This is a genomic window from Alistipes provencensis (assembly GCF_900083545.1).
GTDB classification, from domain to species: Bacteria; Bacteroidota; Bacteroidia; order Bacteroidales; family Rikenellaceae; genus Alistipes; species Alistipes provencensis.
Genome location: NZ_LT559262.1, coordinates 2,830,591 through 2,843,071, shown reverse-complemented (window position 1 = coordinate 2,843,071; position 12,481 = coordinate 2,830,591). Strand labels below are relative to the sequence as shown.

Below are 12,481 nucleotides of genomic sequence, written 5' to 3'. Positions count from 1 at the left end.
AAGATATGAAAAAATACCTGTTGACACTCGCGGCCCTCTCGCTGGTCTTCGCCGCGGAAGCACGCAAGCCCAAAAACGCACGGTCGCGGACCGCCGCAAAAAACAGTGAAGTCATTGCTGCGGACTCGCTTCTGGCCGTAACGTCCCGGCAGGCCTCGCTGATCGACTCGCTCCGCAGCCTCGTCATCGCCGAGCAGTTCGCCGGGGATGCGGAGGAGCCGGAACCGGCCCCCGCACCGGTCGTCAGCCCCGAGCAGGCGGCAGCCGACTCCATCGCCGCACTACAGTTGCGCCTTCGTCCCACGAAGATCGAATCCATCTTCGATTCCAACGGGCTGACCGTGATCGACACCCTCACGACGGACAACGACGCCGTGCAGGTGATCCTCTACAGCAACAACTCATGGAAATACATCCGCAACCGCGAAATCGCCAAGGACAGCACCATCTTCGAGAAATACTGGGACACGTCGACGCTTTTTCCCTACCGGGAAGTCGACATGTCGGGGATGCCCAAATCGGTGGTCATCGACCTCGTGGATTCGCTGACGAGCTACCATTGCCCCTATCAGGGCGCCGTGCATCCGCGCGGTAAATACGGCCCCCGGCGCCGGCGCCAGCATCAGGGCGTGGACCTGCCGCTCAAGATGGGCGACCCGATTTACGCCGCTTTCTGCGGCCGCGTGCGCATCTCGCAGTATAACAAGGGCGGCTACGGCAACCTCGTCATCATCCGCCACGACAACGGGCTGGAGACCTACTACGGCCACCTGTCGGAACGCATGGTGGAGCCCGGACAATGGGTCGAGGCGGGGCAGATCATCGGTCTGGGCGGCTCGACGGGCCGTTCGACGGGTCCCCACCTCCATTTCGAGACCCGTTACTACGGGCAGTCGTTCGACCCCGAGCGTCTGATCGACTTCAAGAACGGCACGCTGAGCCGCGAGACGTTCCTGCTGAAAAAATCGTTCTTCAGCATCTACTCCAACGCCGGACAGGATTTCGACGACGAGATAGCCAACGAGGAGCAGGACAAGAAGGAAGCCGCCGAGAAGGCCGCCATGAAATACTACAAAATCCGCTCGGGAGATACGCTGGGCGCCATCGCCCGCCGGAACGGAACGACGGTGTCGAACATCTGCCGGCTGAACGGCATCAAGTCGACCACCATCCTGCAAATCGGGCGTTCGCTGCGCATCCGGTAACGACGCCGGCCGAAATCCATCAGAAATGATACCTAAGAAAATCCACTTTTGCTGGCTGGGGGGGGGTAAATATCCCGACCGGATCAGGCTGTGCATGGAATCGTGGCGCACGGTGATGCCCGGATACGAAATCGTCCGCTGGGACGAGAGCCGTTTCGACGTGAACTCCGTGCCATGGGTCCGGGAGGCGGTCGAACGGAAGAAATACGCTTTCGCCGCCGACTACATCCGCCACTACGCGCTCTACCGGGAGGGAGGCATCTACTTGGACACCGACGTCGAGACGCTCAAACCGTTCGACGACCTGCTCGATGCGGAGATGTTCGCGGCCATAGAGACCGAAGAGACGGTGCTGGCCCGGAATATCGCCAAAGGTTACATTTCGGAAGAGGGGGAGGTATTGGTATCCGACCTGTTCCCGGACGTAGGGGTGGGTTTGCAGTCGGGGGCATTCGGTGTCACGGCGGGACATCCGTTCACCAAACGCTGTCTCGACTGGTACGACAGCCACCATTTCATCCTCGGGGACGGTACGCTTTACGACAAAATCATAGCGCCCGACATCATGGCCTACCATGCGCGGCCGGCCGGACTGAAATACAGGGACATAGCACAGGAGTTGGACGAGGGCATCCGCATCCATCCCTCGGCGGCCATCGCAGCGTATCCGGAAAAAGCCGCCCCCGGAAATTACGCCATACATCATTGTATCGGCAGTTGGCGGCCGGAAAAGCCCCGCAAAAAAAAGAAATGGTATTCGCGCTGGTGGAAGAGCCTGATGCGCGGACTCGGACTGCATAAATAGGAGAAAGGGCCCTGTCAGAGGGCCCTTTCTCCTATTTTTTGGAAGGGATTTTATTACGATTTGCTCTGCACGGCATCGACGGCGGCGATGACCGCACCGCGCAGACCCTTGTGTTCCAACTCGGCGACGCCCACGATCGTCGTGCCGCCGGGCGAGCAGACGGCATCTTTCATCACCCCGGGGTGCTGCCCCGTCACAAGTTGCAACTTTCCGGTTCCGGCGACCATCTGGCTCACCATCCGGTAGGCGTCGGCACGCGGAATGCCGTGTTTGACGGCGCCGTCGGCCAGCGCCTCCATGAACATGGCGACAAACGCCGGACCGCAGCCGCAGACGGTGCTTGAAATATCGAGCAGGGCGGTATCCATCCGGATCACGATCCCGAGTTTCGAGAACAGCCCCTCGACGCATGTCCACTGCGCATCCGACAGCGAATGGCGGCGTTCACAGACGACGATGCCTTCGCAGACCGAGACGGGCGTATTGGGGATAGTCGACAGGTGGGCCGTACCGGGCACGAGCATCCGCTCGTAATCATCGAACGTGACGCCTGCGGCCACCGAAACGACGATCTTCTTCGCCAGCAGTTCCCGGACGGGCGTCACGACCGCCTCGACCTGATAGGGTTTCACGGCGACGATCACGATGTCGGCGAACTCCGCGACGGCCGCGGCATCGTCGAAAGCCCGGAACCCGTGGGGCTCCGTGTTGCGCTGCAATTTCGCACGGTCGCGCGCGCAGGCGCCGATATTCCCGGCCTCAACGGCCTTTCCGCGGACCAAGCCGTGCGCGAGGGCCTGCGCCATATTTCCGAATCCGATAAATCCGATTTTCATAGTCTGTCTGGTTTAGTATACTTATCGTTATTTCGCCGTCAACCCTCCGGGGCGCAAAGACGGGTGTAGCATTATTGCATATCGTTGCCCGCTGAAACCGGCGTCTTACGCCGGCCGAAGATCAGGGAGCCGACGCGCACCATCGTCGAACCGCATTCGACGGCCAGCGGGTAGTCGTGCGACATGCCCATCGACAACGTGTCGAACCGCGGCCCGAAGTAAGGTTGCAGCAGTTCGAAGCAGCGGCGGAGCTCGTTGAAGTCGCGGCGGATCACCGCGCCGTCGTCGGTGTTGGTGGCGATGCCCATGACGCCGCGCACGCAGATGTTCGGCATCCCGGCAAAGGGCGCCGTGCGGATATACTCCATCAGTTCACCCACATCCCAGCCCGTTTTGGTCTCCTCCTCGGCGACGTGTATCTCCAGCAGTATCTCGATCGTCCGCCCGCATTTCTCCGCCTCGCGCTGGATGGCCTCAGCCAGTCGGGCGCTGTCGACCGAATGAATCAGCGCCACGAACGGCGCGATGTATTTGATCTTGTTGGTCTGCAGGTGGCCGATCATGTGCCACTCGATATCCTTGGGCAGGACCTCGTATTTCTCACGCAGTTCCTGCGGACGGCTCTCGCCGAAGATGCGGTGCCCGGCGTCATAGGCCTCGCGAATCATCTCCGCGGGGTGTGTCTTCGACACGGCGACCAGCGTGACGTCTTCGGGAAGCGTCGAGCGCACGAACGACAGTTGACAAGCTATATCAGACATTGGTTTTTCAGTTTTTCCCGGTAAAAATACGCAAAATTCGTACAAACACGAAACCTCCCGGGAAAAAGCGCCTATTTTGCCGCCACGATCTGCGAACAGCCGAACTCCCCGGGAAGCGTCCGCCGTGTCTTTTTCAGCACATCGTAGATATGGATGCGGCGCACGCCGCCCGACTCGCAAAGCAGGCAAATCTCCAGCGTATCCTTATCGGGCGAATACTCCGTAACCGACAGCACCGTGCCCGGAACCTCGGCCAGCATCTCACCGAAAGTGCCGTCACCGGCCATGTCGAACAACCGCAACTGCGTCTCGCCATCTTTCGACACGGCATAGCCTCCGACCCGCACCAACCGGTCCGGTTCCGTCGCCGAAGGGACCGCTGTCCAGAACGGGACCATCGCATCGGCTTCCACGTTCTCGCCCGTCCCCGAACCGCCGAGAATCCCCAGTAGAACCGGAGTGCAGGTGCCGTCGGCATTGCGCTGCGCCAGCAACAGATTGGAACCGACCACCACGAACGGCTGCACGACAAGCGTCTGCACAACCTCCTCGGGCATCGGCCACGAGACCGGGGCCGGGGAATAATCGGACCGGGTCGCGGTCTGCGTGGTCAGCCTCAGCCGCTCCGAGTCATAGGAGAGAAGCGCCACATAGGAGTCGGAGACCTGTCCGGCAAACCGGTAATCCTGCCCTCCGAAATCGTTGTAGTAATTCATCGTAAGGTCGAAGCCGGTCATCGCCCCGGAGCTGATGCCGAATAGCCAGCCCGAACCGGGAACGCCCACCGCACAGTCGAGTCCCTGCCCGATGTTGAGCATTTGAACCCTCGTCACGGCACCCGTCACCGGGTCGATGCGCTCGATCAGGGTTTCATCGGTATCGGAGGCCGAAATGCCGTAAATCGCCGCGGCTTTCGGAGTTCCGTCGGCAACACGGATCGTGCCCAGCGGCATTATCTTACCCTGACGGAACAGCAACACCCGGGTCGTCGAAGCGGGGTAGTGCCCCGGGGCCAGAAAGGTGATGCTCGTGGCAGTACGCTGCGTGACAATCCCCCGCACGCCTTTGGCATAACCGTTCGGGGCGAACGACCCGGCGCCCTCCTCCCAGTAGATTTCGAACATGATCTCGTCGTCGGCCTCGAACCCCTCGGCCGAAACGGTCACCCCGTCGCCGGGCGTAAAAGTCCACGATTCGGGAGGCATGACGATGTCGGTCACCAGAACCAGACGCACCTTTTTGTCGGAACAGGCCCCGAAGATCGCCCCGGAGAGGAGCAACAGCAAAAGTTTTTTCATACAAGCAATTAAGTTGCAATTTCTTACCTCCGCACCGGGGGGGGGTATTTCCGGGATATGCAGTGAGCATATTCGATACAAATATAACGGATTTTTGCCATTATTGGATTTGTTATCTATCTTTGGTGCCGTTAACGGCACCTTTAGGAGGTCGGAACGTTCTGCCGAACCGAACGCAATCCGGTTTTGCAGTCGTCCCGCTTTTTACTATCTTTGATGTCAAAACCTGAAAAACAATGAAAAAACTCCGATTGATTCTTGCAGCGACAGCCGCAGTCGCCTACGGCGCGGCATCGGCCTGCACCAATTTCATCGTCACCAAAGGAGCTTCGACCGACGGTTCGGTGATGGTCACCTATGCGGCAGACTCCCACGCGCTCTACGGCGCGCTGTACCACACCCCCGGCGGCAAATTCAAGGACGGGGCGATGCTGCCCGTCTACGAATGGGACACGGGCCGCTACCTGAGGGACATCCCGCAGGTCCGGGAGACCTATTCGACCATCGGCAACATGAACGAGCACTCGCTCATCATCGGCGAGACGACCTACGGAGGCCGCGGCGAACTGGAGGATTCGACGGGACGCATGGACTACGGGTCGCTGATATACATTACGTTGCAGCGGGCCAAAACCGCCCGTGAGGCCATCGGCGTGATCGCCGATCTGGCCAACACTTACGGCTATGCGTCGAGCGGCGAATCGTTCTCGATCGCCGATCCCGACGAGGCGTGGATCATGGAGCTGATCGGCAAGGGTTTCAAGGACGACGGCAAGGGCGGCAACGCCCGCAAAGGCATCGTCTGGGTGGCCCGCCGCATTCCCGACGGCTATGTTTCGGCGCACGCCAATCAGGCCCGCATCACGACCTTCCCGAAGAACGATCCCGAAAACTGTCTCTATTCGCCCGACGTGATTTCGTTCGCCCGCGAGATGGGTTATTACAAGGGCCCGGACGAGGATTTCAGTTTCTGCGACGCCTATGCTCCGCTCGATTTCGGAGCCCTGCGCGCCTGCGAAGCCCGCGTGTGGGCGTTCTTCCGCACCGTGGCCGACGACATGGACCAATATGTGGACTATGCGATGGGCCACAACAAGGAGAACCGCATGCCGCTGTGGGTGAAGCCCCGCACGAAAGTGTCGCCCAAGACGCTCTTCGACTGCATGCGCGACCACTACGAAGGCACCCCGATGGACATGACCGCCGACATCGGTGCCGGAGGCCACAACTGCCCCTACCGCTGGCGTCCGATGGAGTTCGAGGTAGACGGCGTGAAATACGTCAACGAGCGCGCCACGGCCACCCAGCAGACCGGATTCTGGTTCGTGGCGCAGGCCCGGCCCAACGTAACGCGCGACATGGGCATCCTCTGGTTCGGCGTGGACGATGCGGCGACCTCGTGCCTGACGCCGATCTTCTGCTCGGCGCAGGAGGTTCCCGAATGTTTCCGCGAGGGCAACGGCTCGATGCTCGAATATTCGCCCACGTCGGCGTTCTGGCTCTTCAACCGCACGACCAATTTCGCCTACATGCGCTACGACATGATTTCGGCCGACATCCGCAAGGTCGTGGACAAGTGGGAGAACGACATGCTGGTCAACGTCGAGCGGGTCAACGCCCGGGTGGGACGGATGTCGCCCGCGGCACGCCGCAACTACCTCACGGAGTTGAGCGTTTCGACGGCGCAGGAGCTTTTCGACCGCTGGCAGAAACTCAATAATTACCTGCTGGTGAAATACATGGACGGCAACGTGAAGAGCGAGCACGGCGACGTACTGTCGTTCCTCGACGGCGACGGCAGCGCGGCTCATTTCGTGGACAACGGCAACGGAAGGCAGATTCCCGACAAGATCCAGTTCCCGGGCTACAACGAGAAGTGGAAACGCGCCGTGGCTGCCGATAACGGAGAAATATTGAAAGTGGTAAAATAATGAAATACGACATCATCATCGTGGGCAGCGGCCCCGGAGGTTATGTGGCGGCGATCCGTGCCGCGCAGTTGGGCCGGAAGGTGGCGCTCGTGGAGCGTGCCGAGCCGGGCGGCGTATGCCTCAACTGGGGCTGTATCCCGACCAAGGCGCTGCTGAAAAGCGCACAGGTCTACGGCTACTGCAAAAACGCGGAACATTACGGGCTGGAAGCGTCCGGAGAGATTCGGCCGAATCTGGAAAAGATCGTGGCCCGTTCACGCGGCGTGGCAGAAACCATGTCGAAAGGGGTGCAATTCCTGCTCAACAAGAACGGCATCGACCTCATCCCCGGATTCGGACGTCTCACGGCCCCGGGACGGCTCGACGTGGACGGTACGGAATACGAGGCCGATCACATCGTCCTCGCCACGGGAGCACGTCCGCGCGAAATGGCGTTCATGCCCGTCGACGGCGAGCATGTGATCTCGTCGCGGCAGGCACTGACGCTCGGCCGCCTGCCCGAGTCGATGATCGTCGTGGGTTCGGGGGCCATCGGCAGCGAGTTCGCGTGGTTTTACGCCGCGCTGGGCGTCAAGGTCACCGTCATCGAGTACATGCCCCGCATGATGCCGCTCGAAGACGAGGAGGTGTCGAAGACTATGGAGCGTGCGTTCCGCAAACTGCGTGCGGCGGTGCTGACCTCGACCACGGTGAAAGCCGTGAAGGTCAACGCCAAAGGAGTTTGCGAAGTGGAGATCGAAGGCAAAAAGGGCGCGGAAACGCTTTCTGCCGAGGTCGTGCTGTCGGCCGTGGGCATCAAATCCAACATCGAAAACATCGGCCTCGAAGAACTGGGCATCGCCGTCGAGCGCGACAAGGTCGTCGTGGACGAATTCTACCGCACCAATGTCCCGGGCGTCTACGCCATCGGCGACATCGTGCCGGGCCCGGCGCTGGCGCATGTGGCTTCGGCCGAGGCCGTCTGCTGCGTGGAGGCCATCTGCGGACTGAACCCCGCGCCGGTGGACTACACGACCATCCCGTCGTGCATCTTCACCCAGCCCGAAGTGGCGTCGGTCGGCATGACCGAGCAGCAGGCGCAGGAGCGCGGCATCGCCTATAAGGTCGGACGCTTCCCGTTCACAGCATCAGGCAAAGCGACGGCAGCCGGCGACCGCGACGGATTCATCAAACTGCTCTTCGACGAAGAAGACCGCCTGCTGGGAGCCCACATGGTCGGAGCATCGGTGACCGAAATGCTGGCCGAGCCGACGCTGGCGCGCACGCTGGGCGCCACAGCCCACCAGATAGCCCGCACGATCCACGCCCACCCGACGATGAACGAGGGTGTCATGGAGGCCGCCGAAGCAGCAATGGGGGCGGCGATCCACCTGTAACCAAGTCCATCGACAGAAAAAGGGAGGTTTCAAAACCTCCCTTTTCTTTTACCTCTGCCGCGGATTACCGGAACCACTCCTGCAAATGGTCGCGGCCGTAGAAATAATAGACCGCAAGTCCCAGCCAACTGGTGAGCAGCACGATGATCGATGCGATCACCTTTCCGGCCGTGGAGATGTTCTTCTTGAAAATGTCCATCACGCACCAGATTGCGCATACGAGGCCGATCAGCCAAATAATTGTTCCAATCATAGCAATTTGAATTTAGTATAACATTGACGTTCGAAAATTTCCGGAGGGTAGCATACGTCGCTCAGAAACAATCCCTGTGCCGGGGCTCCCGCGCTCGAACGCGACAGGTCGCGGCTCTCGACGATCGCACGGAACTCCGCGGGCGCATAGCGTCCGCGTCCCACGTCGACCAGCGTGCCGACGACCGACCGGACCATATTGCGCAAAAACCGGTCCGCACGGATCGTGAAGCACATCGTGCCGCGTTCGTCGACGGTCCACACGGCCTGCCGCACGCGGCAGATATTGGTCTTGTTGTTCGAATTGAGCTTGGCGAAAGAGGTGAAATCGTCGTATTCCGTCAGTAGGACCGCCGCCTCGTTCATCCGCCCGATGTCGAGCGGCACATAGTACTGCCATGTCAGGTGCCGCGTGAAGGGATTCTTGCGCGGCTCGATGAAATAGCGGTATTCCCGTTCGCAGGCGTGAAAACGCGCGTGGGCATCCTTCTCGACGGGCGTCATGCTCCCGACGGAGATGTCGCCCGGCAGCAGGAAGTTGAGCTTGTAGACCAGTTGCGCAGGGTCCACGACGGGTGTCGTACAGTCGAAATGCGCCACATAATAGGCGGCGTTGACCCCCGTGTCGGTGCGTCCGGCGCCCGTCACCTCGACCGGCTCGCGCAGCAGGGTAGCCAATGCCCGCTCCAGCGTCTGCTGAACCGTGGGCATGTCGGGCTGCCGCTGCCAGCCACAGTAGGCGGCTCCGTTGTACCGGAGTTCGAGGAAATAGCGCATAGCATAGAATAGTTTGCAATGCAAAGTTACTACAAAAAAGTGAAATGCGGAAAGATATAGTGATAGAATTGAGTTACAAGGGTTTTGGTTGAAGTGGCGATAATCCGTGAAGCCATTACAATCCCTGCCGAAGCCAAATCCTGACGCCGCTACGTTACTTGTTCGTAACCATGCCCGAAAATGCGACAAACGGGTACGAATAGCGAAACAAGGCTCTAAGGAATAGTGAGTTATCCATAACTCATGCGAAAAATCAGGTTACGGAAAAAGATTGCGCCGTTCCTCCCCGTTTTGCGTACCAACACCGGACTCTTCACCAACTAATTTTGAAACCCAAAAATTAAGGACAATGAAGAGTACATTTTCAGTAATCTACTACCTCAAGCGTCAGGTAGTGAAAAAGGACGGGACAGTTCCCGTCATGGGACGCATCACGGTGGACGGCAGCCAGACACAGTTCAGCTGCAAACTGACTGTCGATCCGAAACTGTGGGACACCAAAGGTGGACGTGTCACGGGCAGAAGCACGGCGGCACTCGAAACGAACCGTATGCTTGACAAGATGCGGGTACGCATCAACAGGCATTATCAGGAAATCATGGAGCGTGACAACTTCGTCACGGCGGAGAAGGTGAAGAACGCCTTTCTCGGACTGGAACACCGCTACCACACGCTGATGCAGGTGTTCCGCCAGCACAACGAGGACTACGAGAAGCAGGTGGAGGCAGGCATGAAAGCCAAAGGCACGCTGCTGAAGTACCGCACCGTTTACAAGCACATGCAAGAGTTCCTCGACATCCGCTACCATGTGAAGGACATCGCCCTAAAAGAGCTTACCCCGGCTTTCATCTCCGACTTCGAGATGTTCCTGCGCACGGACAAGCACTGCTGCACCAATACCGTGTGGCTGTACGTCTGCCCGTTACGGACGATGGTATTCATCGCCATCAACAACGAGTGGCTGACGCGCGACCCGTTCCGCGAGTATGAAATCAAGAAGGAGGAAACAACACGCAGTTTCCTGACCAAAGATGAGATCCGCCTGCTGATGGAGGGGAAACTGAAAAACGCCAAACAGGAATTGTACCGCGACCTCTACCTGTTCTGCGCCTTCACGGGGCTGTCGTTCGCGGATATGCGCAACCTTACGGAAGAGAATATCCGCACCTACTTCGACGAACACGAGTGGATAAACATCAACCGCCAGAAAACGGGCGTGGTGTCCAACATCCGCCTGCTCGACATCGCCAACCGCATAATCGGCAAATACCGGGGACTGTGCGGGGACGGCAGGATATTTCCCGTTCCGCATTATAACACGTGCCTTGCCGGTATCCGTGCCGTCGCCAAGCGTTGCGGCATCACCAAGCATATCACGTGGCATCAGAGCCGCCACACGGCAGCCACGACGATATTCCTCTCCAACGGTGTTCCCATCGAAACGGTCAGCTCCATGCTCGGACACAAGAGCATAAAGACGACGCAGATTTACGCAAAGATAACCAAAGAGAAGCTCAATCAGGACATGGAGAACCTTGCCGCAAGATTGAACGGCGTCGAGGAATTTGCAGGTTGCACCATCTAAAAAGAAAAGCCATGAAACGTGACACAATCATCATCGAGGACAAGGCAGTCAGCGTAACCGGTAACGACGTGTGGATGACCGCCACCGAAATAGCCGGATTGTTCCATACGACCGTCCCGGCAGTGAACGCCGCCATCAGAGCCGTCCGCAAGTCGGACGTGCTGAACGACTACGAGGTGTGCCGCTACATGCAGCTTGAAAACGGGCTGCACGCGGACGTGTACGCCCTTGAAATCATCATCCCGGTCGCTTTCAGGGTGAATACCTACAACACCCACCTGTTCCGCACATGGCTGGTGGGAAAGGCACTCTCACAAGAGAAACGGCAGACATACGTGATGTTCATACAGAACGGAAAAGCCGGGTATTGCTGATTGCACATACCCCATAAGACAAGTAAACGGGTAGCACCACAAAAGGTGTCACCCGTTTACTTTTTCATGAAACCGCCTCACTCCAGCGGCTTGCGGTAGTTCGCTTCCAGTACCCCGCGCAGCCCCGTTTCCGGGTAAAGCACCTTCCCTCCCAAAAGTATGAAGGGCAACACGCGGTTGTTGCGGTATTCCTGCAAGGTGCGCCGGCTCACACGGAGCAGTTCCGACACCTCGCCGTCCGTCAGGTAACGTTCCCCGTCCAGCGGAGGACGGTAGCTTTCCAGAAATGCGGACAGCCATTTCGAGCCTTTGCGCATATCCTGCACCACAGAGGCTATCGGCTCGTCTTCCATCGTAAAAACATCGTTGTTCTCGTTCATCATAACTTCGGATTCAGTGGGTGAATAAATCAAATCATCTGCCGTGCGGATAGAGCGTGCCGACAAGCGGTATCAGCCGCTTCACCTCCTCTGGCTTGTAATAGAACCTGCGGTTTATCTGCGAGTAGCCGATAAGCCGCCTGTCACGCAGCGTCTGCAACGTGCGCGGGCTTATTCTCAACTGCCCGCAGACCTCCTCGCCCGTGAGCCATCTTTCCATGCGCCCCGTGTCGCTTTTGCGCCTCAGGGCGGCGACCTTCTCCGAGAGTGCGCCGAATGCCGCCACCATCATCTCGAAAGTCTTTTTCTCGATAGATACTATTTCCATATTCATGTCATTTAGAGTTTGCCGCAAAGGTAACGAAACGGCATACAAGACGTATCGTTTTCCGCTGAAAGGCTGCCTGTTGCGCCGTTTGACCGGGTTACGGAGCCATCTTCCGCAAAAATCTTACGTGAGTCACGTAGTGAGTTGTTAAAGCCCCTTTTGTTTATTGCCGAATTTTGTCGCAGAAACAAAAAGAAAGGACTGAACATGAAAGTGATAACAATGGAAAGTTCCGCCTACAAGGAGATGATGGCGCAGATTGCGAACATCGCAGGGTACATCCGCGAGGCAAGGGACGAGAAGAAACGGAAGCGGGAAACCGAAGACAAGCTGCTTGACACGGCACAGGCGGCGAAGATGCTCAACGTGAGCAAGCGCACCATGCAGCGTATGCGCACCGACCACCGTATCGAGTATGTGGTGGTACGCGGAAGCTGCCGCTACCGCCTTTCCGAGATACTGCGGCTATTGGAGGACAACACAGTAAGGAACGAGGAAGGGACAATAGACACCCTGTTCCACAACCACACGCTGCGCACGGGCGGCAAACCAAAAGGAAGGAGGACATAGGTC

14 protein-coding genes are annotated in these 12,481 nt (G+C 58.7%); 7 read left to right on the top strand and 7 right to left on the bottom strand.

Annotation, left to right across the window (positions count from 1 at the left end; all coding sequences use genetic code 11):
• Positions 1-5: 5 nt before the first annotated feature.
• Positions 6-1,205 carry a peptidoglycan DD-metalloendopeptidase family protein gene (locus BN5935_RS11075; protein WP_204244907.1) on the top strand — a complete coding sequence of 400 codons (1,200 nt, stop codon included), beginning with the start codon at positions 6-8 and terminating at the stop codon, positions 1,203-1,205.
• A gap of 25 nt (positions 1,206-1,230) precedes the next feature.
• Positions 1,231-2,010: a glycosyltransferase family 32 protein gene (locus BN5935_RS11070; RefSeq protein ID WP_064976134.1), complete on the top strand. Its 780-nt coding sequence runs from the start codon at positions 1,231-1,233 to the stop codon at positions 2,008-2,010.
• A gap of 53 nt (positions 2,011-2,063) precedes the next feature.
• Here the strand turns inward: BN5935_RS11070 and proC are convergent, their stop codons facing one another.
• From proC to BN5935_RS11055, 3 genes are all read right to left on the bottom strand, one after another.
• Positions 2,064-2,846, bottom strand: coding sequence for a pyrroline-5-carboxylate reductase (gene proC / locus BN5935_RS11065; RefSeq protein ID WP_064976133.1), 783 nt, complete (start codon positions 2,844-2,846; stop codon positions 2,064-2,066).
• A 71-nt stretch (positions 2,847-2,917) separates the two neighbouring features.
• The gene (locus tag BN5935_RS11060; protein WP_064976132.1) at positions 2,918-3,607 is read right to left on the bottom strand and encodes a YggS family pyridoxal phosphate-dependent enzyme; all 690 of its coding nucleotides are present in this window, start codon (positions 3,605-3,607) and stop codon (positions 2,918-2,920) included.
• A gap of 71 nt (positions 3,608-3,678) precedes the next feature.
• Positions 3,679-4,905 carry a WD40-like domain containing protein gene (locus BN5935_RS11055; RefSeq protein ID WP_064976131.1) on the bottom strand — a complete coding sequence of 409 codons (1,227 nt, stop codon included), beginning with the start codon at positions 4,903-4,905 and terminating at the stop codon, positions 3,679-3,681.
• Positions 4,906-5,141: 236 nt separating this feature from the next.
• On the opposite strand from BN5935_RS11055, the gene BN5935_RS11050 reads away from it, so the two are divergent.
• Together BN5935_RS11050 and lpdA are read left to right on the top strand one after the other, a co-directional pair.
• Positions 5,142-6,836 (top strand): C69 family dipeptidase, encoded by a 1,695-nt coding sequence (locus BN5935_RS11050; RefSeq protein WP_064976130.1) that lies wholly within the window; start codon positions 5,142-5,144, stop codon positions 6,834-6,836.
• A complete protein-coding gene (gene lpdA, locus BN5935_RS11045) occupies positions 6,836-8,212 on the top strand; it encodes a dihydrolipoyl dehydrogenase (RefSeq protein WP_064976129.1) in 1,377 nt (458 codons plus the stop codon). Before BN5935_RS11050 ends, lpdA begins: the two co-directional genes overlap by 1 nt.
• 64 nt (positions 8,213-8,276) lie before the next feature.
• On the opposite strand, the gene BN5935_RS11040 is transcribed toward lpdA, so the two are convergent.
• Entirely contained in the window at positions 8,277-8,465 is a 189-nt protein-coding gene (locus BN5935_RS11040; protein ID WP_064976128.1) for a hypothetical protein, read from the bottom strand.
• The gene (gene truA / locus BN5935_RS11035) at positions 8,462-9,241 is read right to left on the bottom strand and encodes a tRNA pseudouridine(38-40) synthase TruA (RefSeq protein WP_064976127.1); all 780 of its coding nucleotides are present in this window, start codon (positions 9,239-9,241) and stop codon (positions 8,462-8,464) included. Before truA ends, BN5935_RS11040 begins: the two co-directional genes overlap by 4 nt.
• Before the next feature lie 349 nt (positions 9,242-9,590).
• Here truA and BN5935_RS11030 point away from each other — a divergent pair, with 349 nt between their 5' ends.
• Together BN5935_RS11030 and BN5935_RS11025 are read left to right on the top strand one after the other, a co-directional pair.
• Entirely contained in the window at positions 9,591-10,826 is a 1,236-nt protein-coding gene (locus BN5935_RS11030) for a site-specific integrase (protein ID WP_004291422.1), read from the top strand.
• An 11-nt stretch (positions 10,827-10,837) separates the two neighbouring features.
• The gene (locus BN5935_RS11025; RefSeq protein WP_004291423.1) at positions 10,838-11,200 is read left to right on the top strand and encodes a hypothetical protein; all 363 of its coding nucleotides are present in this window, start codon (positions 10,838-10,840) and stop codon (positions 11,198-11,200) included.
• A gap of 77 nt (positions 11,201-11,277) precedes the next feature.
• Here BN5935_RS11025 and BN5935_RS11020 read toward each other — a convergent pair whose 3' ends face one another.
• Positions 11,278-11,583, bottom strand: coding sequence for a helix-turn-helix domain-containing protein (locus tag BN5935_RS11020; RefSeq protein WP_004291424.1), 306 nt, complete (start codon positions 11,581-11,583; stop codon positions 11,278-11,280).
• Positions 11,584-11,614: 31 nt separating this feature from the next.
• A complete protein-coding gene (locus BN5935_RS11015; protein WP_004291426.1) occupies positions 11,615-11,914 on the bottom strand; it encodes a helix-turn-helix domain-containing protein in 300 nt (99 codons plus the stop codon).
• Positions 11,915-12,052: 138 nt separating this feature from the next.
• Here BN5935_RS11015 and BN5935_RS11010 point away from each other — a divergent pair, with 138 nt between their 5' ends.
• Positions 12,053-12,478 (top strand): helix-turn-helix domain-containing protein, encoded by a 426-nt coding sequence (locus BN5935_RS11010; protein ID WP_004291432.1) that lies wholly within the window; start codon positions 12,053-12,055, stop codon positions 12,476-12,478.
• Positions 12,479-12,481: the final 3 nt, after the last annotated feature.